13 protein-coding genes are annotated in these 25,710 nt (G+C 69.4%); 8 read left to right on the top strand and 5 right to left on the bottom strand.

The features are described from left to right. Positions 1-46 precede the first annotated feature (46 nt). Positions 47-2,380 (bottom strand): M28 family peptidase, encoded by a 2,334-nt coding sequence (locus tag ACFOPH_RS17145; protein WP_379736596.1) that lies wholly within the window; start codon positions 2,378-2,380, stop codon positions 47-49. Between the two features lie 139 nt (positions 2,381-2,519). Next, positions 2,520-3,194 (bottom strand): energy transducer TonB, encoded by a 675-nt coding sequence (locus ACFOPH_RS17140; RefSeq protein WP_312551728.1) that lies wholly within the window; start codon positions 3,192-3,194, stop codon positions 2,520-2,522. 317 nt (positions 3,195-3,511) lie between these two features. Here ACFOPH_RS17140 and ACFOPH_RS17135 point away from each other — a divergent pair, with 317 nt between their 5' ends. The 5 genes from ACFOPH_RS17135 (at position 3,512) to ACFOPH_RS17115 (ending at position 10,126) form a co-directional block, all read left to right on the top strand. Continuing rightward, positions 3,512-4,156, top strand: a complete 645-nt coding sequence (locus ACFOPH_RS17135; RefSeq protein ID WP_312551729.1) for a response regulator transcription factor — start codon at positions 3,512-3,514, stop codon at positions 4,154-4,156. Positions 4,157-4,162: 6 nt separating this feature from the next. Continuing rightward, on the top strand, positions 4,163-5,059 hold the full coding sequence (locus tag ACFOPH_RS17130) for a hypothetical protein (protein WP_379736594.1): 897 nt from the start codon (positions 4,163-4,165) through the stop codon (positions 5,057-5,059). Then, positions 5,056-6,567: a sensor histidine kinase gene (locus tag ACFOPH_RS17125; protein ID WP_312551731.1), complete on the top strand. Its 1,512-nt coding sequence runs from the start codon at positions 5,056-5,058 to the stop codon at positions 6,565-6,567. The genes ACFOPH_RS17130 and ACFOPH_RS17125 overlap by 4 nt, the downstream gene beginning before the upstream one ends. Before the next feature lie 33 nt (positions 6,568-6,600). After that, on the top strand, positions 6,601-8,289 hold the full coding sequence (locus ACFOPH_RS17120) for a M14 family zinc carboxypeptidase (protein ID WP_312551732.1): 1,689 nt from the start codon (positions 6,601-6,603) through the stop codon (positions 8,287-8,289). Positions 8,290-8,434: 145 nt separating this feature from the next. After that, entirely contained in the window at positions 8,435-10,126 is a 1,692-nt protein-coding gene (locus ACFOPH_RS17115) for a PQQ-dependent sugar dehydrogenase (RefSeq protein ID WP_379736591.1), read from the top strand. Between the two features lie 229 nt (positions 10,127-10,355). Here ACFOPH_RS17115 and ACFOPH_RS17110 read toward each other — a convergent pair whose 3' ends face one another. The 3 genes from ACFOPH_RS17110 to ACFOPH_RS17100 form a co-directional block, all read right to left on the bottom strand. After that, on the bottom strand, positions 10,356-12,167 hold the full coding sequence (locus ACFOPH_RS17110; protein ID WP_379736589.1) for a DUF885 domain-containing protein: 1,812 nt from the start codon (positions 12,165-12,167) through the stop codon (positions 10,356-10,358). A 12-nt stretch (positions 12,168-12,179) separates the two neighbouring features. Next, positions 12,180-13,325: a branched-chain amino acid ABC transporter substrate-binding protein gene (locus ACFOPH_RS17105; RefSeq protein ID WP_379736587.1), complete on the bottom strand. Its 1,146-nt coding sequence runs from the start codon at positions 13,323-13,325 to the stop codon at positions 12,180-12,182. 89 nt (positions 13,326-13,414) lie between these two features. Then, positions 13,415-13,900 carry an Lrp/AsnC family transcriptional regulator gene (locus tag ACFOPH_RS17100; protein ID WP_312551736.1) on the bottom strand — a complete coding sequence of 162 codons (486 nt, stop codon included), beginning with the start codon at positions 13,898-13,900 and terminating at the stop codon, positions 13,415-13,417. Between the two features lie 138 nt (positions 13,901-14,038). On the opposite strand from ACFOPH_RS17100, the gene ACFOPH_RS17095 reads away from it, so the two are divergent. The 3 genes from ACFOPH_RS17095 to ACFOPH_RS17085 all read left to right on the top strand — a co-directional run bounded on the left by ACFOPH_RS17095 (position 14,039) and on the right by ACFOPH_RS17085 (position 25,565). Continuing rightward, a complete protein-coding gene (locus ACFOPH_RS17095; protein ID WP_379736585.1) occupies positions 14,039-16,003 on the top strand; it encodes an aminotransferase class V-fold PLP-dependent enzyme in 1,965 nt (654 codons plus the stop codon). A 230-nt stretch (positions 16,004-16,233) separates the two neighbouring features. After that, positions 16,234-24,714, top strand: a complete 8,481-nt coding sequence (locus ACFOPH_RS17090) for a GH36-type glycosyl hydrolase domain-containing protein (protein WP_379736583.1) — start codon at positions 16,234-16,236, stop codon at positions 24,712-24,714. Beyond that, a complete protein-coding gene (locus ACFOPH_RS17085) occupies positions 24,711-25,565 on the top strand; it encodes an outer envelope protein (protein ID WP_312551082.1) in 855 nt (284 codons plus the stop codon). The genes ACFOPH_RS17090 and ACFOPH_RS17085 overlap by 4 nt, the downstream gene beginning before the upstream one ends. Positions 25,566-25,710: the final 145 nt, after the last annotated feature.

The raw sequence follows: 25,710 nt of genomic DNA, 5'->3' as shown, positions 1-25,710 counted from the left end.
GAAGCGCACTGCTGAGTGTGCGCCACATTGTAGGGCATTGTTGTTTCTAGTAGAACCACAGCGTGTCCGCGGACACCGATGTTCCGCTCAGCGGAATCAGCGGCGCGGCATCGACAGGCCGTGGCGGCAGCAGGTGTTCGGGCAGGCCTGGCACGATTTCCTCGACCCGCACGGCAAAGATCGGATCGCCGAGCACGTCGATGCGAAAGTGCAGCAAGGCGTCTTCCATCCCGTAGACGACGATCTTCAGGGTCTTGGCTTCCTTGTCGGTCAGGACGCGGCCGTTCATCGTGGCGCGCAGCGCGCGCGCGCCGCTCAACGCCAGGCGGATCTCCGGCGCGCGGTTTTTCGAGACCAGCGTGAAATCGGCGTGGCGCTCGGGCGCCTTGCCGTTCCTGAGCACGCGGATGAAGGGGAACTCGAGGCCGGTGCGCGGCGCCCAGGCATACCATTGCTCGGGCTTCTCCCAGCCGAACACGCTCACCAAATAATGCGGCCGGCTCAGGTTGGCGAACAGTCGGCGCTCCCAGGCGTCGAGCGGCCCGGCGGGCTTCAGCCAGTAGGCGTCCCAGGTCGGCATGTCCTTGTAGTAAACCAGGCGGTTCGCGCGCGCGGGCGGCGCAGCATTGGCTGCCTCGGCCGCTTCTTCCGCAGTCCCGGCCAGCGCCAGCGAGCCCAGTCCCGCCAGCAGCAGGGCGCGCGCGACGTAGCGCCGCGCATGCAGCGCCAGCAGCACGGTCGATACGCCGAGCAGCAGCGCCAGCATCGCCACCGGCAGGTTCATGCGCTGCGGCGAGAGCACCAGGAAGCTGTCGCGCAGCGCCGGCAGCACCAGCAGGATCGCCGGCGCGCTGCCTGCCAGCAGCAGGGCCAGGCGCGCGTTCGCGGACCAGGCAGCCACGCGGCGCGCGTGCAGGGCGGCGAAGCAGGCGAGGGCCGCGATCAAGGGCCAGGCGACCAGGTAACTGGCGCCGGGCGCGAGCCAGCTCGCCAGCAGCAGCACCAGGGTCAAGGCGACCAGCGCGGCCAGCGCCGCCGCCGTGACGCCGGCATGCCGTTGCAGGCGGCGCTGGGCCAGCACGAAGCCGGCCGCCGCCAGCGCGCACACGCCGACCAGGTAGGCCAGCGCGTGGCGCGCGAACTGCGGCGCCGCCGGATTCCAGGCGCGGTGCAGCTCCGGCACGTGCAGCCACAGCTGCCAGGCGCCGATGCCCAGCGCCACCGCAATCGCGGGCACGACGAAGGCCGCCTGCAGGAAGGGACCGTAGCGCAGGCCGGCGCGCTGGCAGGCGAGGCAGGCCACGCCGAACAGCAGCAGGCAAGTCAGGCGCGCGAGCGGCCACACCACCTCGCCGCTGTAGTGGACCATGGCCCCGAAGGGCAGCTCGAACACGACCTGTGGACTGGCGCGGCGTGGCTCCAGCGCCGCGTTGCCGAACTGGCGCACCAGGCGCAGCATCGCCTCGCCGGTCTGCTGGACGGTCGATCCGTCCAGGCGCGCGAGGCTGTCGCGCTCGCCGTCGCGGTCCAGCGGCAAGCCGATGTTCGCGAACTGCAGTAGCGGCGCGTCGAGCGTGTCGAGCGCGCCGATGCGCAGGGCGCCTGGTGCGAGCTGGTAAATCTCGTGCATCAGCGAGGAGCCGCGCACGTCGGGGGCGGCGCGGCGCCAGCCGTCGATCGCGGCGACGTTCGCGCCGCGCGTGTTGTACAGCACCAGCGGCCCGCCGCTGCCGCCGGCGTCGAAACGCAGCGCCAGCCCGACGTCGCGCGCCCACGGGTGCTGCTCGACGAAGGCCTGCATGCCCAGGCTGCCGGCGCGCTCGCCGTCGGCGAACAGCACGATCAGATCGTTCGCCAGGCGCGGCCCCGTGCGCAGCGCACGCAGCATCTCGAGCAGCGCCGCCGCTGGCGCTCCCCTGGCCGCGCCGACGCTGGCGGGGGCGCTGTCGTAGTGCACGGCGACCAGCAGGGCCGGGCGGCGCTCCCGGCCGGCGCCTGTCCCCGGCAGGCGCACCAGCACGTTGTGCACCACGCCGACGATGGCCTCGTAGTTGGCGTTGTAGTCGACGTAGTTCTTCTGCACGGTCGCAGGCTGCACCTGCGGGTCCAGGCCGAGCGCCCGCAGTTGTTCCACGAGGTAGCCGCGCGCCCGGCGGTTCGCGTCGCTGGCGATCGGGCGCGGCGTTTGCGCGAGCACGGCCAGGTGCGCCAGTGCGCGGTCGGCCGCGAACTGCGTGGCAGGGGCGTCGAGCGGCGCGGGCGGCGGCCGCGGCGCATCCTGCTGGCGCAGCGCCAGCCAGGCGACGAGCATGACGAACAGGAGTGCGGCGGCAATGCCGGCCGGGGTGGCGCTCGTGGGCCGGTCTGGATCGGGAATCATGGGTCAGTCCTTGCGTTGTGATCGCGTTGTTATCGTTATTGCGGGCCGAGCTGCTGCCTTCCCTCGTTAGGGGGCTCGAAAAGGCACAAAAAAACCCGCCAGGCTGAGGGATGGCGGGCAAAGACGGGAGACTGTCCGGCTAGCCTTCGAGCTTCCAGTCGAAGGCGATCTGGCCCCAGCCGGCTTCCGGCACGCCGTTGTTCATGCCGGGCTTGAACTGGCACATGCTCAGGGCGTTCAGGGCGGCCTTGTCGAGGTCGCGCGAGCCGCTCGACTTCTGCACGCGCGCATTCGCCACGCGTCCGTCGGTGCCGATCATGAGGGCCAGGACGACGGTGCCGCTTTCCTGGTTGCGCGCGGCGCGGGCCGGGTACGCGGGCGTGGCGCAGCCGCTCGCCTCGGCCAGGGCGATGCTGCGCATCGTGCCGCTGTTCGAGGAAGTGTTCGATGGCTGGGCCGGAACCGCGGCCTGCGCCGGCTGGGCCGGCTGCGGTGGCATCGGGTCGACCTCGGTGGCGGTTTGCACCGGGTTCTCGATCGGTGGCGGCGGCACCTCGACTTCGACCTTCGGCACCACGATCTCGGGCGGCGCCACCTGCGGCATCGGCCGCGGCGGATCGGGCGGCGGTGGCGGCGGCACCAGCGGCTCGGGCGTCATGAAGACGGTGAGATTCTCGGGCAGCTTGGGCAGCGAGATGACTTTCGCATTCATCATGTTGACCACGCCGACCGCGATCAGCGCGTGCAGGCCGGCGACCAGGGCGAACTTGCTGGCCTTGCCGCCGTTGCCATCGTGCGTATGAGAGAAATGCATGGCGATCTCCTTTTGTTGGTGCCCATGCGGGCGGCCGGGCAGGGCCGATAGCAGGGCTTTTACTATGGAAAGAACAGCATGTTTCTAATTGATGGAATAAATATATGCCACAGCATGGCAAAGAGTAAAGCGTTTTCTCGGCAATCGTGCTTGTCCCATCGTGACGGCATGCCTGGCGCATCGCGACCGGCGCTCCCTGCTCGCCACCCGCGCCGTTGTATGAAATAATCAACCCTCAAGATGCATGTTCTGTTTATTGGCACACATAGCTACCAGGGATTGGTAAGCGCATGTAGAGGGATTCAGGGAGAAGTAGCGTGCAGACAAAAGCAATTCGCGTAATGCTGGCCGACGATCATCCGATCGTGATGACCGGCTTTGCCATGTCGCTGGCGGCCGAGGGCATGGACGTGGTGGGGCAGGCGCGCACGCCGAGCGAGGCGGTGGCGCTGTATGCCGAGTGCCAGCCGGACGTGGTCATCCTCGACATCCGCTTCGGCACCGAGCTGACCGGCCTGGACGCGGCCCAGAACATCCTCAAAAGCGACCCGCGCGCGAAGGTCGTCTTCCTGAGCCAGTTCGACCAGGACAGCCTGATCAAGGAGACCTACCGCATCGGCGCCCACGCCTTCGTCACCAAGGACTGCGATCCGGCCGACCTGGCCGCCGCCGTGCGCCAGGCGCATGCGGGCAAGCTGTATTTCCCGCCGCAGATCGCCGAGCGCCTGGCCAGCATCGCGGTGCGTGGGGACGTCTCGCCGCAGTCGCAGCTCGACGAGCGCGGACTCGAAATCTTCAAGCTGATGGCCGAAGGCCTCACCAACGCCGAGATCGCCGAGCGCCTGAACCTGTCGACCAAGACCATCAGTAATACCAGCCAGTCGATCAAGGAAAAGCTGGGCGTGGAGCGCCAGGCCCACATCACCCGGCTGGCCGTCAAATACGGCCTGATCGAGCCCTAAGCGCCGATGCGCAGCGCCGCGCGAGCGATGCGCCGCCTGGCCGCGGCATTGGCGCTGGGCCTGGCCGCCTGCCTGTCGAGTGCCGCCGCGCCAGATAAAGCCCAGGGTTACCGCTTCGAGATCGTCACCGGCGACGACGACAGCGCCGTCACCGCGCGCATCACGGACGACCTGTACAAGCGCCTGGTGCCGACCTTCGCCGCCTTCCGCACCGAGCTGGCCCAGCGCCGCCGCATGGTCACCATCGCGGTGGGGCCGGACGCGCTGCGCAAGGTCGCCGCGCGCCGCTGCGATTGCGTGGTGATCACCGCCTTTACATCGAGCCAGGTGTGGCGCTCGGTGCTCGAAAAACTGCCGCCGGCGCGCGCGGCCGCCATGACGGCGGTGTATGCCGAGCCGGCGCCAGCGGACCAGCTGCAGCTGGCCAGCCTGTTGTACCGGCGTCCGGTGCGGGTCGCGGCCATCCTCGGCCGCCACACGGCCTTCTATGCGCCCAGCCTGCAGGGCAAGGCCGACCTGGTGCAGGCCGGGCCTGACGACGACGTCAACGACCTGCTGGCGCGCGTCAAGCGCAGCGAAGCCTTGCTGGCGCTGCCCGACAGCGCCGTGTACACGCCCGAGAACGTGCGCAGCATCCTGCTCTCGACCTACCGCAGAAAACAGGCGGTAATCGGCTTCTCGGCCGACATGGTGAAGGTGGGCGCGCTCGCTTCCACCTATTCCGAGGTCGAGGACATCAACGCCCAGGTGGCGGAAGTCGCGGCCAGCTTTGTCGCCACCGGCGAGTTGCCGGCGCCGCAGTTCCCGCATTACTTCCGCACCGCGATCAACGAGGGCGTGGCGCGCTCGCTCGACATCGACGTGAGCGAAGAGGCGCGCCGCTTCGCAAGGCCGCGGCCATGAGCCTGCCCCGCATCCTCCAGCCCTGGCGCAGCTGGAGCATCGGCCTGCGCATGGCCTTCATCAGCATGCTGCCGGTGGTGTTCCTGTTCACATCTTTTGTGTGGTACTCGTGGTACGCGCACCGCGCCCAGGTGGCCGAAGAGCTGGCCGAGCGCGGCCGCATCCTGGCACGCGCGCTGGCCGAGACCAGCGAATACAACGTCATCTCCGGCAACCTGACCGACCTGCGCCTGACCATCAACGGCCTGGTGCAGTCCGATAAAAGCATCTTCCGGGTCGACGTCGTGGACGCGGGCGGCAAGCGCGCCGTGCGCGTCACCTCGGAGTCGGCGCTCGACGCCGAGCCCCATTACTACGAGGCGCCGATCCGCAAGCAGGTGGTGTGGATCAACCTGTTCTCGGACAACGGCATCCCGCACGTCTCGGCCTCGAGCGACACGCGCCCGCCGACGCTGACCACCGAGGTGGTGGGCGCGGTGCGCGTCACCATGTCGCCGGCCCACATGCTGGCCAAGCAGACGCGCCGCTTCCAGGTCGAGGTGGCGATCGCCGCGCTGGCGCTGGCGGCCAGCGGCGTGCTGGCCTGGGTGCTGGCGCGCTCGCTGACGCTGCCCCTGCGCGACGCGATTGGCGCGCTGCGCGAGATCCGCGGCGGGAATTTCCGGGTCAACCTGCCGGTGACGACCGGCGGCGAGGTCGGTGAATTGCAGGCCTCGATCGGCGAGATGTCGGTGGCGCTCGACCAGTCCAAGCAGGACCTGGAGAACAAGGTGGAAGAGCGCACGCGCGAACTGCTCGCGTCGCGCAACGAGGCGCTGCGCGCCGACGCCGACAAGCGCAAGCTGATCCAGAAGGTGAACAGCATCATCGAGGACGAGCGCAAGAGCATCGCGGTCGAGATCCACGACGAACTGAACGCCTCGCTGATCGCGGTGCGGCTGGAAGCGCAGAGCATCGGCATGCTGGCAGCGAAGGCCGGGCCCAGCGCCGAGGTGGACGAAATCCGCACCAAGGCGCAAGCCATCACGCGCCTGGCGCTCGACCTGTACGCCAACGGCCGGCGCCTGGTGCGCCGCCTGCGCCCCGAGGTGCTCGACATGCTCGGCCTGCACGGGGCGGTGGAAGAGATGCTGCGCCACTACGACAGCGGCTCCGGCTGCCGCTTTGCCTTCCACTCCGAGGGCGATTTCTCGCGCCTCGGCAACGAGCTGGCGATCTCGGCCTACCGCATCGTGCAGGAAGCGCTGTCGAACGTGATGAAGCACGCGCAGGCGTCGAATGCCCAGGTCACGCTGGCGCTCGACGACGCGCACGAGGTGCTGCGCATCGCGGTCGAGGACGACGGCCAGGGTTTCGATCCGGCCGTCAGCTCGGAGGGCATCGGCATCATCGGCATGCGCGAGCGTGTGTACGCGCTGCACGGCACGATGGCGGTGCGCTCGGCGCCGCAGCGCGGCACCACGGTCGAGATCACGCTGCCACTATCGGGCGCAACTGCGGTATCTTAGCGCCTTGGTTAAATCACGCTTGCCGGAACCCTCATGTCGAACGAATTGAAGACCCCCTATGAACTGGGCAACCAGAACCAGACCACCACCTGGAGCGACTGCATCGCCTGGTACGAAGAGCTGGCGCGCCGCTACCCGAGCGTGCTGCGCTTCGGCGCGATCGGCACCTCGGACGCGGGCGTGCCGATCCACGCCGGCGTGGTCAGCAGCGACGGCGTGTTCAGCCGCGAGGCGATCAAGGGGAGCGGGCGTCCGGTCTTCTTCAACAACAACGGCATCCACCCGGGCGAGCCGGAAGGCGTCGACGGCTGCATGGCGCTGGTGCGCGACTTCTGCACGCAGCCGTCGCGCCTGGCCGCGCTGGGCGAGACCGTGTTCATCTTCATCCCGCTCTATAACGTCGACGGCAGCCTGAACCGGGCGAACACCTCGCGCGTGAACCAGGACGGCCCGGAGCAGTTCGGCTTCCGCGGCAACAGCCGCCACCTCGACCTGAACCGCGACTTCGTCAAGTGCGACACCCTGACGGCCCAGGTCTTCAACCAGTTCTTCACGTCCTGGGATCCGGACGTCATGGTCGACACCCATACCTCGAACGGCGCCGACTACAGCTACACCATGACCCTGATCCACACCCAGCCCGACAAGCTGGGCGGAGAATTGGGCGGCTTCCTGCGCGACACCATGCTGCCGGCGATGTACGAACAGATGGCAGCGCGCGGCTGGCCAACCTGCCCGTATGTGAACCCGGTCAAGGACAGCCCCGACCACGGCATCGCCGACTTCCTCGAGACCGCGCGCTTCTCGACCGGCTACGCGGCCCTGCACCACACCATCGGTTTCATGCCCGAGACGCACATGCTGAAACCGTTCGCGGACCGCTACGACTCGATGCGCGCCCTGGTCGAGACCGCGCTCGACTTCACGGTGAAGAACGCCGCGCAGATCCAGGCGCTGCGCCGCGCCGCGAAAGAGGCGGGCCGCACCCGCGTCGAATGGCCGATCCACTGGACGATGGACGAGCAGAATCCCGGCAGCTTCCGCTTCAAGGGCTACGAGGCCGGCTACAAGCCGAGCGTGCTGGGCGACTACAGCCGCCTGTACTACGACCGCTCCAAGCCGTGGGAGCGCGACATCGCCTGGTACAACCGCTTCAACGCCGACATCACCGTGCAAGCGCCGAAAGCCTACGTCATCCCGCAGGCCTGGCGCGAAGCGATCGAGCGCCTGGAACTGAACGGCGTCAAGACCGAGCGCGTGGCCGAGGACCGCATGGAAGAGGTGGACTACTACCACATCGTGTCGGTCGCCTCGCGTCCGAACGCGTACGAGGGCCACATGTTCCACGACGACGTGCAGCTGGAACAGCGCTGCGGCCAGGTCCTGCTGCGCGCCGGCGACGTCATCGTTTCGCTGGACCAGGACAAGGCGCGCTACATCGTCGAGACCCTCGAGCCGCTGGCCCACGACAGCTTCTTCCGCTGGGGTTTCTTCAACAGCGTATTGGAAAAGAAGGAAGCCTATTCGGATTACGTGTTCGAAGACGAAGCCGAGCGCCTGCTGAACGAAGAACCCGAGCTGGCCGCGAAGTTCGCCACCTGGAAGGCCGCGAACGCCGAGCTGCTGTCCAACCAGGAAGCCGTCCTCGACTTCATCTTCGCCAACTGCGCCAAATACCGCGAACCCGAGTGGCGCCGCTACCCGGTATTCATGCTGGGCTGAAGCACACGCAACGCCGCGTCCCCGACACGCGGCGTCTCCCGTAGGGTGGGCTCTCGAGCCCACGCGGATCAAGCACACCACGAACAGCACAGGCAACAGCCCCACCACCGTCCGCACACCGAACAACGTCAACACAAGAACACCAATGAGACACACCACCCACGCCGCCATCGCCGCCGCCTGCCTGTCGCTCACCGGCCTCGCACAAGCCGCCGCTCCATCACCCGGCCAAACCTACTTCAACCAGAACTGCGCCAGCTGCCACACCGTCGACAACAAACTGTCCTCGCGCGCCGGCCCCGGCCTCTATAACGTCATCGGCCGCAAGGCCGGCGCCGTCCCCGGCTACAACTACAGCGACGCGCTGTCGAAAGCCGGCGCGGCCGGTAAAACCTGGACCCGCGAAGAACTCGACGTCTTCCTGCGCGACCCGAACAAGGACGTCCCCGGCACGACGATGCCGATCGGGATCGCCGATGAGAAACAGCGCGCCGCCGTGATCGCCTATCTGGCCACGCAAAGCGGCAAGGCCGCCGCGCCCGCCGCAGCCGCAGCAAGCAAGCGCGCCGCCGCCGACAAGACCGGCGCTTGGCTCGATGACAAGCCAGGCGACCTGCGCCACATCAAGCCGACCGAGCTGGTAAAACCCTACGCCAGCGAAAGCGCCGGCAACGGCCCCAAGCTCGCGCCGCGTCCGGACGGCGTGATGCCGGCCGTCCCGCCAGGTTTCAAGATCGGCATCTATGCCGACGGCCTCGGTAAATCGCGCCTGCCGCTGCGCGCGCCGAACGGCGACATCGTCCTGTCCGAAGCCGCCAAGGGCCAGATCACGGTCCTGCGCTCGAAAGATGGCGAGAAGGCCGAGACGGTCAGCGTCTACGCCACCGGCCTGTCGCGCCCCTACGGCATGGCCTTGTGGCCGGCGGAGAATCCGAAGTACCTGTACGTCGCCAACGTCAACTCGGTGGTGCGCTTCCCCTACAGCGTGGGCGACCTGAAGGCGAAAGGCGAGCCGGAAGTCGTGATCGAGAAGATCAGCGACACCAGCGGCGGCCACGTCACGCGCACGATCGCCTTCTCGAAGGATGGCAAGACCATGTTCCTGTCGGTCGGCTCGGCCACCAACGTCGCCGCCAGCATCGGCCCACAGCCGCCGCAGCCGCTGGCGCAGTGGGAAGCAAAATATGGCGTCGGTGCCGCCTGGGGCGAAGAGACCGAGCGCGCCGCCGTGCTGGCCTTCGATGCGGACGGCAAGAACCGCCGGGCGTATGCGAACGGCCTGCGCAACTGCGTCGGCATGATCGTGCACCCGACCACGGGCGACCTGTTCTGCAGCGTGAACGAGCGCGACGAACTGGGCGACAACCTGCCGCCGGACTACGTCACGCGCGTCAAGCAGGGCGGCTTCTACGGCTGGCCGTGGTACTACATCGGCGCCAACGAAGACCCGCGTTTGAAAGGTATCCGGCCGGACCTGAAGGACAAGACCATCGTGCCCGACACCCTGATCCAGTCGCACTCCGCGCCGCTGGGCATGGTCGTGTACCAGGCGCCGAAAGGGGCGAAGCACGCCTTCCCGCAGGAGTACGAAGGCGACATCTTCGTCGCGCTGCACGGCTCCTGGAACCGCGGCATCCGCACCGGCTACAAGGTCGTGCGCGTGTTCATGAAGAACGGTGTGCCGACCGGGCAGTACCAGGACTTCATGACCGGCATGGTGCTCAGCGACCGCGACGTGTGGGGACGTCCGGCGGCCGTCGAAGTGGCGGCGGATGGGGCGCTGCTGGTGGTGGATGATGGGGGTGGGGTGGTGTGGCGGATCGTGCCCGGTAAGTAAGGCTACTGGCGCGCTACCCGTGATGTATCCCGTAGGGTGGGCGCGGCCGGCGTAGGCCCGCCGTGCCCACGCTGCTTGAATGGTCCAATAGCGGGGCAGGCAACAGCCCCGGTTGCCTCAGCGGGCCAGTGGAAGGACCCAGACTGCTACTGCATCTGGCGGAGCAAGCACTGTTTTCGCTTCGGACGTTTTTCTTTGCGTCAAACGTCCAAAGCGAAGCATTGAGCTCTTACTTGCTCTGCGCAATCCACCGATCCACCTTCGCCTCCAGCAGCGACAGCGGCAGCGTTCCTTCACCCAGCACGATGTCGTGGAACTTGCGGATGTCGAACCTGTCTCCCAGCGCGCTTTCCGCGCGGCGGCGCAGCTCCAGGATCTTCAGCGAACCGATCTTGTAGCCCAGTGCCTGGCCCGGCCAGACCATGTAGCGCTCGATCTGCGCGCGCGAATCCGCTTCGCTGTAGCCCAGCGTCTCCTGGAAGTACTTGATGCCCTGTTCGCGCGTCCAGCCCTTGGTGTGCATGCCGGTGTCGACCACCAGGCGCGCGGCGCGCAGCATTTCGTCGTTCAGGTGGCCGAAGTAATCCTCCGGCTTGTCGAACAATCCCATGTCCTTGCCCAGGGTTTCCGCGTACAGCGCCCAGCCTTCGGTGAAGGCGTTGTTGCCGCCGAACTTGCGGAAGTTCGGCAGGCCCAGTTCTTGCACCAGGGCGATGTGGAAGTGGTGGCCGGGCTGGCCTTCGTGCAGGTAGAGCGTGACCATGCCGGTGCTGCCGTACTGGCGCGGATCGTTCACGACCGACCAGAACACGCCCGGACGCGAGCCGTCCACGGCAGGCGGGGTGTAGTGGTCCGAGGCCGTGGCGCGGCTCAGTTCCGGTTCGAGGCGCAGGTCGAGCGGGGACTTCGGCATCAGGTTGAACATCGACGGCAGCTTGGTGCGCAGCTGGGCGTCGAGCTTGCGGTAGACGTCGATGACTTCCTGGTCGGTCTTGAACGGCTTGTATTTCGCCTGCTGCGAGACCCAGGCCGGCAGGCCGGCGGCAGGTCCCGTGTAGCCCATCTTCGGACCGATGCGGCCATACTCTCCCTGGATGCGCGCGACTTCCTTCAGGCCGATCTCGTGGATCTGCGCGGGGCTCAGGCTGGTCGTGGTCTGGCTCGCCACGCGCACGATGTACCAGTCGGCGCCGTTCGGCAGCGCGTTCCAGCCGGTGCTAGTGCGCGCTGCCGGCAGGTATTCCTTCTCGAGGAAGGTCGACAGCCGCGCCAGCGCCGGATTGAGCTTGCCACCGATGATGTCGCCATACAGCTTGGTCAGGCTGCGCTTGTCGGCGTCGGAGAAGCCGGCCGGGAAGTTCTTCACCGGCGAGTAATAGATGCTGGCTTCCGGCGAGCCAGCGACCAGCTGGCGGAACTGGGGCAGGGCCGACGTCATCACCGGCTTCGGATGCACGATGCCGCGCTTGATCCCTTCACGCATGTTGGCGATCGCCTGGTCGACCCAGGGGCCGAGCTGGTCCAGGCGGCTGGCGTAGGCGCGGTAGTCCTTCACGCTGGCGAGCGGCTGGGCGCCCTGGCCGCTGGCGTAGTTCGCCAGCGTGACGGGCAGGCTGTCCATCTGGTTGATCGGCAGCAGGTGCTCGGGGAAGGGCTCGAAGCGCAGCGCGGTGGTCAGCTCGTAGTCGAGGATGTCGTAGCTGGTCTGGTCGCGGCCGTTCAGTCGGTCGCGCTTGATCGCACGCAGGCGCTTCTGGAACGATTTATACCGTTCAAACTGTTTGGCGCGTTCCGCCGGTGCGATCGACATGCCGATCTGGTCGATGAAGCGGTTGTCGCCGCTCTCGCTGGCGGACACCGGGTCGAAGCGCGCCAGCGCGTCGTAGTACTCGTCGGCCAGCAGGTTGAGGGTCTTGCCCGCCTGCGGGTCGACGGCGGCCTGGCTGGTCGCGGCGCCTGCCGGCTGTTCGGCCGCGAGCGCCGGGGCGCAGGCGATGAGGCTTGCCGCGGCCAGTGCGCCGAGCTTGAAAAACGGGGTCATGTGGGTGTTTCCTTAATAGCTGGCCAGCGGCGCCAGCGCGCCGTTCTTGAAGGTGTAGACGGTGACGGCGGTCTTCTTGAGATTGCCCTTGTCGTCGTAGCCGTAGGTGCCGACCACGCCCTGGTAGCTCAGCGTGCGCAGTTGCTGCGCCACTGCGGCCGGTGCGGTGCTGTTCGCCGCTTTCATGGCCTCGGCGATGAACATGGTCTGGTCGTAGAAGGAAGGGGCATAGACGTCCGGGTCGCGCTTGAAGCGCGCCTTGTACTTGGCCAGGAAGGCCGGGCCGCCGGGCTGCTTGGCGATGATCGCGCCCGCCTGGGCGCAGCGCACGTTCTCGCCGACGGCCGGGCCGCCGAGCTTGGCCATTTCGGGGCTGCACAGGGTGTCACCGCCGAGCAGCGGCACGTTCAGGCCGAGCGCCTTCATCTGGCGCGCCATCGGCGCTCCTTGCGGCGCATAGCCGCCGAAGAAGATCGCGTCGACCTTCTTGGCGCGCAGCGAGGTCAGGATGGCGGCGAAGTCGCTCGCCTTGTCGTTGGTGAATTCGTGGCCCGCGACCTTGATACCGGCGGCCTGCGCCTGGCGCTTGAATTCGGTGGCAATCCCGGTGCCGAAGGCGGTGCGGTCGTCGATCACGCCGACGTTCCTGAGCTTCAGCTCCTTGGCCGCGTAATTGGCCATCGAACCGCCGACCTGCGAATCGCTGGCGACGATGCGGAACACCGTCTTGTAGTTGGCTTGCGTGATCTTCGGATTGGTGCCGACGGTGGACATCAGCGCGCCGGCGTCGTTGTAGACGCGCGAGGCGGGGATCGCGACGCCCGAGTTGTACGGGCCGAGGACGAATTTCACGCCGCCGTCGACCAGCTTTTGCGCCACCGTCACGCCCTGTTTCGGATCGCCGGCGTCGTCTTCGGACTGCAGCTCGAAGCGGAGCAGCTTACCCGCCACCTTGATCTTCTGGGCGTTCAGGTCTTCGACCGCGAGACGCACGCCGTTTTCGTTGTCCTTGCCGGCAAAGGCATTGGCGCCCGACAGCGGGCCGGTCACGCCGATTTTCACGACCTGTTCCTGCGCCAGTGCGGCGTAGGGCGTACTCAGAAGCGCGCACAGCAGCGCGGCCAGCGCCAGCGGCGCCATGTTCATTTTCGATGGCATCAGCCTGTCTCCGTTGATTACAAACGGACGTCATCATCGCATGAAAAAGCGCAGGTCGAAAACCTGCACGCTGTCCAGGAGCGGGAGGCTCAGGCAGGCAGCCCGTGCGCGATCAGCTCCAGCGGCAGGGCGGTGCTGCACTTGATCTGCTCCATCGAGAAGGCCGAGGACACGCCGGTCAGCTGGGCGGTCTTGATCAGCTTCTTGTAGAAGCGGTCGTAGCCTTCGATGTCGGTGGTGGCCACTTTCAGCAGGTAGTCGACGTCGCCGCTCATGCGGTGGAACTCGAGCACTTCGGGCAGGGCGACGACGGCGGCCGCGAAGCGCTCGAGCCACTTTTCGTCGTGCTCCCGGGTGCGCACGCTGACGAACACAGTGACCGGCAGGCCGACCTTGTGGCGGTTGACGATGGTGACGCGGCTTTCGATGTAGCCCTCTTCCTCCAGGCGTTTGACGCGCTTCCAGCAGGGGGTGCTGGACAGGCCCACTTTTTCGCTCAGGCCCGAGATCGACAGCGTTGCGTCTGCCTGCAACGCTGCGAGAATGGCGCAATCAAATTTGTCTAGTGAATTCATTCTATTTATAGCTCACTATGAGAACAAACATGCTTAGTTTTGGATTAAATGAGACGAATATAGAACGTGCGCTTCGACACAACTTCGTAACATATTGCTGAACAATAACACGATCCGTGCCGCATTTTTCAGTTTTTTATGGACGCAGAAATCTACCTCGACGCGAATGCCACTTCCCCCGTCCTGCCGGCCGCCATCGCGGCGGCGCAGGCCGCGTTGCAGGAAGATTTCGGCAACCCCAGCAGCAGCCACGGCGCCGGCCTGCGCGCCCGTGCCATCCTCGACGCCGCGCGCGCCAGTGCGCGCCGCGTGCTCGGCGCGGCCATCGGGCGGGTGCTGTTCACCAGCGGCGCCACCGAAGGCATCCAGACCGCCGTGCTCTCGGCCCTGTGCGCGCTGCGCGAGCGCCGCGCCGCCGGCCTGCCCTGCGGCGAGCTGCTGCTGTACGGCGCCACCGAGCACAAGGCGGTGCCGGAAAGCCTGGCGCACTGGAACCGCATCCTCGGCACCGGGCTGACCCTGCAGGCGCTGCCGGTCGATGCCGGCGGCCGCCACCGGCTCGACCTGCTGCGCGAACTGGTGCCGCGCACCGCCTTCCTGTGCACGATGGCCGCCAACAACGAGAGCGGCGTGGTGTCCGACCTGGACGGCATCGCGGCCGTGCTCGAACAGACGGACAGCCCCGCGTTGTGGATGGTCGACTGCGTGCAGGCGCTGGGCAAGCTGCCCTTGCAACTGGACCGCACGCGCATCGACTACGCGCCCTTCTCGGGCCACAAGCTGTATGCGCCGAAGGGCATTGGCCTGCTCTACGTACGCGCCGGCGCGCCGTTTACGCCGCTGGTCTGCGGCGGCGGCCAGGAAGCCGGCCAGCGCTCGGGCACCGAGAACATGGCCGGCATCGCCGCGTTCGGCGCCGTGCTCCAGGCGCTGGAAGAGGGCGGCACTTTCCGCTCCCACGCCGACATGCTGGCGGCGCGCGAGCGGCTGGCTGGCGCGCTGCGCGACGCTTTCCCCGCGATCGAATTCAATGCGCCCTTCGAGCAAGCGCTGCCGACCACCCTGAACTTCGCCGTGCCCGGCTGCACCAGCAAGGAGCTGCTCGACCTGTTCGACGCCGCCGGCATCCGCGTCAGCGCGGGCTCGGCCTGTTCGGCGGCGAAGTCCGCGCCCAGCTATGTGCTGCAGGCGATGGGCTTGTCCGACTGGCGCTGCGCCAACGCCGTGCGCCTGTCGTTCGGGCCGCTGTTCGATGCAGCCTTCATCGACGAAGCCTGCCGGCGCCTCGCGCGTTGCGGCGAAGCCTTGCGTCAGCCGGTGTTGTCCGCCTCGCGCTGCGGCGATGGACGCGCCGGGGTCTACCAGTTCGTCGGCGACGAGGGCTGGCTGGTGTTCGATCCGGACCGGCGCGAGTGCGTGGCGATCGACCTGGCGCCAGGCCTGGCCGACCGCGTGGCGGCAATGATGCGCCAGCATGGCTACCGCCTGCGTGCGGTGCTCGGCACCGGACCGGACGAGGAAGCCGTCACCGCCCTGCGCGCCCAGTTCGACGTCGGCGGCTGGCCGGCCTACTGCGATGCGGTGCGCATGGACGACGGCGCGCCCGCCGAGGCGATCCGGGTGGGCCGCGAGATGCTGGTGCGGCGCCCGGGCCAGCCCGGCTACCTGCTCGGCAGCCTGGAAGACGGCGTTGTGCGCCAGGTCAGGCTGGCCTTTGGCGCCGCCCCGGCGCAGGTGCTCGTGTGCGCGCCGGCCGGCATCCGCGCGCCGGCCCAGGTCGCCCATGAAACGTCCACGCTGCGGGCCGCGCAGCTGGCACGCTTCTTCGATGAGCATCCGGACGCGCTCCTGATCGACGTGCGCGAAGCCTGCGAGCACGCGGCCGGCACGCCGATGCTGCACGGGCGCGCGGCCTACAACCTGCCGCTGTCGCGGCTCGCCGAGCACGCCTCCTGGCTGCACGGCGAAGCGCGGCCGCTGGTGTTCTTCTGCCGCAGCGGGAACCGCAGCCTGAAGGCGGTGCAGGTCCTGCAAGGACTGGGAGTGGGAGCGGGGCAGGCCTGGCACCTGGCTGGCGGGCTGGCCTTGTACCGCGCCGAGTAGTCGTAGCGCATACCTGTATCGCGTGGCAAATCGCACACTGCCTATCACCGCAGTGCCATCCGTTTCGTTCCTGCGGCCGTCACCGTGCGCCCCGCGCAACACCAGCGTACGTTAGCGCACGGTTTCTCATCCGATGACGCCTTAGCATGGCGCCAGTCGTGCATCGTGTTCCCGCCAGGCCGGCCAGGCCGCGCCAGAACCCGTATGCGCGCTCATCGTCGAGGCCCCTGTTGAATGAAGAATTGCATCTCCTGCCCGGCGCGCAGCGTGAAGGGCGCAAGCCTGTCCGCGCGTTCGGCGCCGCGGACGAGGCCCCGCTGCGCGCCGAGCCGTTCAGCGCCGCGCAGATGGCGGTGCATGGGCGCCAGCTGGCTGCCCGCCACGAACTGGTGCGGGGCGGTTTCCCCGAGCGCCTGCTGGCGCGCCTGGAGCGCAATGCCGAGCTCATCCGCGACGCCTGCACCGCCCTGGCGCACGCGGCCGACGGCGCCGATCCGCTCGCCCCGGGCGCCGGCTGCCTGCTCGACCACTACCCGCTGATCGACGAACAGGTCCGCGTCGCGCGCCACCACCTTTCGCCGCGCGCCACCCGCGCGCTGCCCTGCCTGGCCAACGGCAATGCGCGCGCCTACCAGCTCGCGCTCGAAGCCGTCTCCCACGGCGATGGCCGCCTGGAGCGCGACAGCCTGGCGCGCTTCGTTGCCGCCTACCAGGAAGGCGCGCCCCTGCTGCTGGCCGAACTGCGGGCGATCCCGACCATGCTGCGCCTGGCGTTGGTCGAGAACCTGCGCCGTCTTGCGCTGCGCCTGGAGCAGGGGCGCGCGCAGCGCGTGCTGGCCCGGGACTGGGCCGAGCGCCTGATCGCCACCGCCGGCAACCGCCCCGGCGACCTGGTCCTCGTGATGGCCGACATGGCGCGCACCGTGCAGCCGATGCGCGGGACTTTCGTAGCCGAGCTGGCGCGGCGCCTGCAGGGACGCGGCGCCGCGCTGGCCCAGGTGCTGGAGTGGCTCGACACCCGCCTGGCCGACGAGGATTCCGGCATCCAGGCCGAAGTGCAGGCGGACGCCGCCGGCCGGGCCGCCGACCAGGTCTCGGTCGACAACAGCATCGCCAGCCTGCGTCTGCTCGGCGCGATCGACTGGCGCGACTTCCTGGAAACCGTGAGTCCGGTCGAGCAGACCCTGCGCCTGGACCCCTGCGGCAGCTATGGCCGGATGGATGCCGCCACGCGCAGCCATTACCGGCGTACGGTCGAGCGCCTGGCGCGCGCGTCAAACCGCGGCGAAGCCGACGTGGCGGCCGAGGCGCTGGCGCTGGCCAATGCGGCCCCCGTCCCGGGCGACGGCGAGGATGCGCGCCGGCGCCACGTCGGCTACTACCTGGTCGCCGAAGGCGCGCCGGCGCTGCGCGCCAGGCTCGGGATGCGCGCCGCGCCACTGGCCGCGCTGCGCCGCGCCGCGCGCTGCAGGCCGCTGCTGACGTATCTCGGCGCCATCGGCGCGTTGACCCTGCTGTTCACGGCGGCGCTGCTGGTTCATGCCTGGCGCAGCGGCGCCGGGGCGCCGCTGTTGATCGTGCTCGGTGTCCTGGCCGCGTTCGGCGCCAGCGAACTGGGGCAGACGCTGGCCAGGATGATGGCCGCGCGCCTGGCGACGCCGCGGCCGCTGCCGCGCATGGACGCCAGCGCCGGCATCCCGGACGGAGCCCGCACGCTGGTCGCGGTTGCCGCGCTGCTCGACAGCGAAGAAAAGGTCGCCGCCCTGTGCGGTGCGCTCGAGGCGCATTACCTGGCGAACCAGGATCCGAACCTGCGCTTCTGCCTGCTGAGCGATTTCGCCGATGCGGACCAGGAAACCGTGTTCGGCGACGCCGAACTGCTGGCGCAGGCGCGCGCGGCGATCGCGGCCCTGAACGCGCGTCACGGCGAAGCGGCCGGACACGGCGCGCCCTTCCTGCTGCTGCACCGTCCGCGCAGCTGGAGCGCGGGCGAGGGCGCCTGGATCGGCCGCGAACGCAAGCGCGGGCAATTCGCCGACCTGAACGCCTTGCTGCGTGGCGGCGCGCGCGAGCGCTTCTGCCTGGTCGAAGGGAATCTCGACGGCCTGGAAGGGGTGCGCTACGTGATCGCGCTCGAGGCCGGCGCCCGCCTGCCTCGCGATGGCGCGCGGCGGCTGGTGGCGGCAATGGTCCATCCCCTGAACCGGCCGCTGCTCGATGGGACCGGCCGCCACGTCGTTGCCGGCCACGCGCTGCTGCAGCCGCGCACGGTATCCGCGCTGCCCGCGGAGGATGCGTCGCGCTACGCCCGGCTAAGCAGCGGCAACGGCAGCGGCGGCGGCGGCGGCCTGCATCCGGCCTGGCGCGGCGCGCCCGAGCTGTACCAGGATCTGTTCGGCGCGTCGGTCCATGGCGGACAAGGCATCTACGAGGTCGACACCTGCGAGCGCGTGCTGGGCCGTCTGCCGCAGGGGCAGGTGCTGGCGCACGAGCTGCTGGCCGGCTGCTACCTGCGCGCCGGCCTGCTGGACGACGTGCCGCTCGCTGCCGAGGTGCCGGCGCGCTACAGCGACGACGTCGCGCGCCGCCAGCGCTGGATCCGCGGCGACTGGCAATTGGCCGGCTGGCTGCGCGCGCGGGCGCCGGGTGCGAACGGCAAGCGCGAGCCGAATCCGTTGCCGCCACTGGCGCGCTGGACCCTGTTCGATGGCCTGCGCCGCAGCCTGGTCGCGCCGACCCTGCTGGCGACGCTGCTGCTGTGCTGGGCGCTGCTGCCGGAGCCCGCGTTCTGGAGCGGCGCCGCGCTGGCGGTGTTCTTCCTGCCGGCCTTCCTCGGCATATTCGTGCGGCTGGCCGACCAGCCGCACGACATGCTGTGGCGCCAGCACCTGGCCAACTGGTGGCGCGATACCCGCTTCGCACTCGGCCACGCGGCGCTGGACACCGCCTTCCTGCCGCACCGGGCCTGGTACGGCATGGATGCGATCCTGCGCAGCGGCTGGCGCATGCTGGTCTCGCGCCGCAAGCTGCTGCAGTGGCGCTCGACCCGGCTGGTGCGATCGAGCACCGACATGGAATCGAACTGGCGCAGCATGTGGTTCGCGCCCGCGCTCGCGGTGGGCACGGCGGTGCTGCTCAGCTTCCTGCATCCGTTCGCCCTGTTCGCGGCGGCGCCCCTGCTGCTGCTGTGGTTCCTGTCGCCGGTCCTTGCCTGGTGGCTCAGCCTGCCGCATCTGTACCGTACACCGCGCCTGTCCGCCGCGCAGGCCGGTTTCCTGGCCGCGCTGGCGCGCCGCCACTGGGCGTATTTCGAGACCCTGGCCGGTGCGCAGGACAACTGGTTCGCGCCGGACCGGCTGCAGGAGCACCCGGACACGATGCTGGTGCACCGCACTTCGCCCGCCAGCATCGGCATCGGCTTGCTGTCCACCCTGAGCGCCTGGGACTTCGGCTTCATCCCCCAGTCCGCGCTGCTGGCGCGGCTGCGGGCCAGCTTCGACAGCATGGCCCTGCTGGAGCGCCACAGAGGCCATTTCCATGCCGGCTACGACACGCGCACGCTGGCGCCGCTGGCGCCGGTCAGGATCGACACCGCCGCCAGCGGCCACCTGGCCGGCCACCTGCTCACCCTGGCCGCCGGCCTGGAGCAACTGGCGCAGCAGCCGATCGCCGGAGAGCAGGCGCTGGCGGGCATGCGCGCCACGCTGCGGGTCGTCGAGGACCACGCGAGCAAGGCGCCGCGGACGCTGCGCGAGGCGCTGGGCCGCTGCGCGCAGGCGCTCGATCCGGACAACTCCCGCAAGGCCGGCACGCTGCCGGGCCTCACCGACTGCCTGCAGGCGGCCAGCGCGGCCGCCGCGGCCTTGAGCGCGCTGCTGCCCGAGAATGCCGACCCCGAGCTGCGCGCATGGTGCGCGCGCCTGGACCAGGATGCCCGCGCCGCGCATGCCGACCTGCTGGCGCAGGCGCCGTGGATGCGCGCGGTGCACGAGTACGTGCTCGACGCCAGCCTGACACGCATCCCGACGCTGCGCGAGCTGGCCGCGTTCACCGCGCCGGCCGGCGATGACGACGCCACGCGCACGCTCGCCGCGCTGGTGGAGGAGGGCGTGGCCGCCGCCCGTGCACGGCTGGACGAGATCGCCGCGCTCGCCGGGCAGGCGCGCGCCTTCGCGGACATGGATTTCGGCCTGCTCTACGATCGCCACACCAGGCTGCTGGTGGCCGGCTACGACATCACCGCAGGCCGCCTGGAAGACGCCGCCTGCGACCAGCTGGCGTCGGAAGCGCGCCTGGCAAGTTTCATCGGCATCGCCCATGGCCAGCTGCCGCAGGAGCACTGGTACGCGCTTGGGCGCCAGCTGGGCGTGGTCGGCGGCGAGCAGTTGCTGCTGTCGCGCGGCGGCGCGCTGCGCGACTACCTGATGCCCTCGCTGGTGATGCCGGCCTGGCGCGGCACGCTGCTCGACCAGTCCGCGCGCGCCGCGATCCACGTCCAGTCCGACCATGCGCGCCGCCACGGCGTCCCCTGGGGCGTCTCGGACTGCGCCTGCAACACGGTCGACGCGGCGCTGCACTACGACTACCGCGCGTTCGGCGTACCCGGCATGGGCCTGCGGCGCGGATTGAAACGGGACCTGGTGATCGCGCCGCATGCCGCCATGCTCGGCCTGATGGTGGCGCCGGAACAAGCTTGCGCGAATCTGGAACGCATGGCCGGGCTCGGCCTGGTCGGCCGCTACGGCTTTTACGAAGCGATCGACTATACCGGCGCGCGCCTGCAGCAGGGGCAGCCTCACGCCGTCGTGCGCGCCTTCCTGGCGCAGCACCAGGGCATGGGCTTGCTGGCGCTGTCGTACCTGCTGCTCGATCGTCCGATGCAGAAGCGCTTCGCGGCCGATCCGCGCCTGCAGGCCGCGCTCCCGCTGCTGCAGGAACGGGTGCCGAGGTCGGGCGCCTTCGACGTCGCCTCCATCGAGCCGGCGGCGCGGCCGCAGGCGCCGCTGCCGGTGCGCACGGCGCCGCGTCCGGGCCGCGCGCAGCCCGAGGTGCAGCTGCTGTCCAATGGCCGCTATCACCTGGTGGTCGACAGCGAAGGCGGCGGCTACAGCCGCTGGCACGGCCTGGCCCTCACGCGCCGGCGCGGCGACGCCACCGATGGCAGCGGCGGCCTGGCCTGCTACCTGCGCGACCTCGGCAGCGGCGCGGTCTGGACCGCTGCCTGGCAGCCGGCGCTGGCCAAGCCCGAACAGTACGAGGCCCTGTTCCCGGAAGGGAGCGCGCAACTGCGCCGGCGCGACCGCGGCATCGACCTGCTCACCGAGATCGTCGTGTCGCCCGAGGACGACGTCGAGCTGCGCCGCATGCGCGTCCGCAACCGCTCCGGCCAGGCGCGCGCGATCGAGCTGACGAGCTATGTGGAAGTGCTGCCGGCGCCGCATGACCCGGACCGCGCCTGGCCGGTGCAATGCGAGATCCTGGCCGATGACGGCGCTATCCTGTGCATGCGGCCGCCGCGCGTGCAGGACGAGCCGGCCCCCTGGCTGCTGCACCAGGTAACGATCGACGGCGGCAAGCCTGATGCGGCCTCGTTCGAAACCAGCCGCGCGCGCTTCCTGGGCCGCGCAGACGGCAATCCGCTGCCGGCGGCGCTGCGCAGCCGGGAGCCGCTGGGCGGCGCGGCTGGCGCCGAGCCCGATCCGGCGCTGGCGATCCGCCGCGTGCTCGCGCTCGCCCCCGACGAGGAAGTGGTGGTCGACCTGGTGCTGGGTGTGGCCGCGACCCGCGCCGCCGCGCTGGCCTTGGCGGCGAAGCTGCGCGAGCGCGACGCGGCCGCGCGCGTGTCCGCGCTGGCCTGGACCTACGACCAGGCTTTCCTGGCCGGGCTGGGCATGGGCGCGGCCGACGCCCGGCTCTGCGGCCGACTGGCCAGCCACCTGCTGTACCCGCGCCGCGCGCTGCGCGCCGACCCCGCACTCGTTGCGCGCAACCGGCTCGGCCAGCCCGGCCTGTGGCCGTACGCGATCTCGGGCGACCATCCGATCGTCCTGCTGCACCTGCGCGACGCCGCGAACATCACCCTCGCGCGCCAGCTGGTGCAGGCACAGGCCTGGTGGGGCCTGAAGGGCCTGGCGGCCGACCTGGTGATCTGGTACGAGGGCGAGGCGCTGGGCGAGCAGCTCATGGAACTGGCCGCGGCGCTGGCGCCGCCCTCCGGGCGCCCCGGCGCCGTCTTCATGCTGGCTGTCGACCAGGTGCCGGAGGAAGACCGCGTGCTGATGCAGGCGGTGGCGCACGTGGTGCTGGCGGACGAACGCGGCAGCCTGGCCGAGCAGCTGCGCCGCGCGGCGGTGGCGGCGCCGGCGCCGCCGGTTACCTATCCGGAAGAGGGGAGCGAGACCTGGACGGCGCACGCCCCCGGCACCGCAGCACCGCAGCTGGTGCTCGACAACGGCATCGGCGGCTTCAGCGAGGACGGCCGCGAATACGTGGTTCGCACCGGGCCGGGCCGGCGCACGCCGGCGCCCTGGACGAACGTGCTGGCCAGTCCGGCGTTCGGCTCGCAGGTATCGGAAAGCGGCCATGCCACGAGCTGGAGCGAGAACGCGCGGGATTTCCGTCTCACGGACTCGGACGGCGACCCGCTGCGCGGGACCGGCGGCGAAGCCTTCTACCTGCGCGACGAGCACAGCGGCGCGTTCTGGTCGCCGACCGCGCTGCCGGCGCCGTCCGGCGGCGAGTACCTGGCGCGCCACGGCTTCGGCTACAGCACGTTCGAACACGCGGCGCACGGCATCCATTCCGAACTGACCAGCTTCGTGTCGCTGGACGCGCCGCTGAAGTACACCGTCCTACGGGTGCGCAACGACAGCAGCGCGCCACGCCGGCTGTCGGCCACCGGTTACGTCGCCTGGGTGCTGGGGCGTTCGCGCGCCGAGGCCATGCACGTGGTGACCGGACGCGACGCGGACAGCGGTGCCCTGGTCGCGCACAATGCCTGGCATGCCGATTTCGCGGGACGCACCGCCTTCTTCCACGTCGACGCCGAACCTGCCGCCTTCACCTGCGACCGCATGGAGTTCATCGGCCGCGGCCGTGACCTGGCCAGCCCGGCGGCGCTGGCGCGCGCCACGCTGGCGGGCACGATGGGCGCCGCGCTCGATCCCTGCGCGGCGCTGCAGGTGGCGTTCGAGCTGCAGCCGGGCGAGCAGAAGGAACTGGTGTTCATGCTCGGCGTGGGCGGCCAGGACGACCACGATGCCGCCAGCCTGGTGCGGCGCTGCGGCGGGCCGGCGGCCGCCGGCGCCGCGCTGGAGAAGGTGCGCGCCTGGTGGACCGAAACCCTGGGCGCCGTGCGCGTGACCACGCCCGACCCGGCGCTCGATGCCCTGGCCAATGGCTGGCTGCCGTATCAAACCATCGCCGGCCGCATGTGGGCGCGCGGGGGCAGCGCGGAGTCGGGCGGCGCCATCGTGTTCGGCGAGGTCCTGCAGGACGCACTGGCGCTGGTCCACGCCAGGCCGGAGCTGCTGCGCGCGCAACTGCTGCGGTGCGCGGCGCGCCAGTACGTCGAGGGCGATGTCCAGCACTGCTGGCATCCGCCGTCCGGCCGCGGGCTGCGTACGCACGCCACGACGGAGGTGTTGTGGCTGCCGTTCGCGGTGTGCAGCTACGTCGCGGCGACCGCGGACAGCGCCGTGCTGGACGAGTCGCTGCCCTACCTCGAGGGGCGCGCGCCCGAGCCCGGCGACAGCGCGCATGAGGGCCAGCCGGCCGAATCAAACGTGCGCGGCGACCTGTACGAACACTGCGTGCGTGCGATCCGTCACGCAATGCGCTTCGGCGCACACGGCCTGCCGGTGGGTGGAGGAGAAGGCGATGGCGAAAGCACCTGGCTGGGCTGGTTCATGGCCGCGACCTTGCAGCGCTTCGCCGGGCTGGCCGAGCGCCGCGCCGACTACGGCTTCGCCACCACCTGCCGCGCGACGGCCCAGGTGCTCGCCGCCCAGGTCGAGGAACACGCCTGGGACGGCGAGCGTTATCGCCGGACTCCGGGCGGCGATGCTCCGGTAGACCGCGACGCACAAAGCTGGAGCGTGCTGTCGGGCGTGGCCGATTCGCAACGCGCGGCCAGGGCGATGGAAGCGTTCGCGGTGGGCGAGGGCGATCGCCTGGACACCCGGTCCGCCGCCTGGGCCGCGATGGCGTTTGCCCAGCTGGGACAGGGCGAACGCGCCTGGGCCTTGCTGGACGCGATCAACCCGGCGCGGCGCACGGCGACGCTGGAGGACTGCGCGGACTATGGGCTGGAACCCTATGTGATGGCGGACTGTGTGCCGCCGGCTCATCCATACGTTGGTTGCGGGCACGGGAGCTGGTACACTTCCTCGGCTGGCTGGACGTACCGGCTGATCGTCGAATCGCTGCTCGGAATCGGGCGGCAGGGCGAGCGCCTGGTGCTGTCGCCGCAGCTGCCTTGCGGGTGGCCGGGCTTTCGCCTGGATTACCGCTACCGCACTACCCTGTACGAGATCGAGGTGCGCTTCGCCGAGGCGGACGCGCTGCTGGTCGACGGCCGGGAGGAAGAGGGCAACCTCGTGCCGTTGACCGACGACGGTCGCACGCACCGGGTCGAGCTGCTGGTCGCGCGCCGGCATGGGACCGCCATTGCGGCGGCAAGGGAAGAACCTCAGTCGAAGTCCATCACATGAAGAAAACCACGCTGGCGGCCGGTGCCGCCTTCCTGCTGGCGGCAAGCGCCGCGCAAGCCGCCGATTGGAGCGATACCTCGATCAGCTGGCGCTACGGCACCCGTTTCGCCGAGCCGTACAATCCGGAACACATCTCGAAACACATCTTCGCGCTGACCCACGCCAGCGGCTACAAGTACGGCAGCAACTTCTTCAACGTCGACCTCCTGCAGTCCGACAAGAGCGACCCGGCCTCGCTGACCCAATCCGAAGGCGCGCAGGAAGCCTACATCGTCTACCGCCACACGCTCGACATCGGCGCGCTGCGCGGCACCGAGATGCGCTACGGCCCGGTCAAGGGCGTGGGCGTGACCTTCGGCTTCGACTGGAACACCAAGAACGACGTCGGCTACAACTCGCGCAAGCGCATGCTGGTGCTTGGGCCGACCCTGATGTGGGACGTGCCGGGCTTCCTGAACACCAGCATCCTGCTGCTGCGCGAATCGAACGCCCCGAGCGGCGCCTTCCCGCCGATCTCGAACGTCAACGGCCGCTACACCTACGACACCCACGCCATGCTGTCGGCGACCTGGGGCATCCCGGTGGCCGAGCGCCTCTCCTTCGAGGGCTACCTGAACTTCATCGCCGCCAAGGGCCGCGACGAGGTCGGCAACGGCACCGGCGCCGAGACCAACCTCGACATGGCGCTGATGTACGACATCGGCTCCCACTTCGGCCAGCCGAAGAACCGCTTCCGCCTCGGCCTCGAGTACCAGTTCTGGAACAACAAGTTCGGCAACACGCGCAAGACCACGGGCGGACAGGGCCAGCGCGCCAGCACGCCGATGGTGCGCGCCGAGTACCACTTCTGATTGTTCATGAACTAAGCAGGACGCGGCGGCAGGTGGCTGGATGGTCCCTGCCGCCGCCGCACACAGTTCAATGTTTGCATATCGGAATTGCATAATATAATGGCAATTTCGAGGCCTTCGCGCCGAGTTGACGAACACTGGATTG

It is taken from the genome of Massilia haematophila, assembly GCF_042647645.1.
GTDB lineage: Bacteria > Pseudomonadota > Gammaproteobacteria > Burkholderiales > Burkholderiaceae_D > Telluria > Telluria haematophila.
The sequence above is the reverse complement of the archived record's forward strand: the minus strand, read 5'-3'. Positions and strand labels throughout refer to the sequence as shown.

Excerpts from the sequence above, each read along its gene's own strand:
- ACFOPH_RS17085 (WP_312551082.1), top strand. The coding sequence starts at position 24,711 with ATGAAGAAAACCACGCTGGCGGCCGGTGCCGCCTTCCTGCTGGCGGCA.
- ACFOPH_RS17105 (WP_379736587.1), bottom strand. The coding sequence starts at position 13,325 with ATGCCATCGAAAATGAACATGGCGCCGCTGGCGCTGGCCGCGCTGCTG.
- ACFOPH_RS17140 (WP_312551728.1), bottom strand. The coding sequence starts at position 3,194 with ATGCATTTCTCTCATACGCACGATGGCAACGGCGGCAAGGCCAGCAAG.
- ACFOPH_RS17100 (WP_312551736.1), bottom strand. The coding sequence starts at position 13,900 with ATGAATTCACTAGACAAATTTGATTGCGCCATTCTCGCAGCGTTGCAG.
- ACFOPH_RS17110 (WP_379736589.1), bottom strand. The coding sequence starts at position 12,167 with ATGACCCCGTTTTTCAAGCTCGGCGCACTGGCCGCGGCAAGCCTCATC.
- ACFOPH_RS17115 (WP_379736591.1), top strand. The coding sequence starts at position 8,435 with ATGAGACACACCACCCACGCCGCCATCGCCGCCGCCTGCCTGTCGCTC.
- ACFOPH_RS17145 (WP_379736596.1), bottom strand. The coding sequence starts at position 2,380 with ATGATTCCCGATCCAGACCGGCCCACGAGCGCCACCCCGGCCGGCATT.
- ACFOPH_RS17120 (WP_312551732.1), top strand. The coding sequence starts at position 6,601 with ATGTCGAACGAATTGAAGACCCCCTATGAACTGGGCAACCAGAACCAG.
- ACFOPH_RS17130 (WP_379736594.1), top strand. The coding sequence starts at position 4,163 with ATGCGCAGCGCCGCGCGAGCGATGCGCCGCCTGGCCGCGGCATTGGCG.
- ACFOPH_RS17095 (WP_379736585.1), top strand. The coding sequence starts at position 14,039 with ATGGACGCAGAAATCTACCTCGACGCGAATGCCACTTCCCCCGTCCTG.
- ACFOPH_RS17125 (WP_312551731.1), top strand. The coding sequence starts at position 5,056 with ATGAGCCTGCCCCGCATCCTCCAGCCCTGGCGCAGCTGGAGCATCGGC.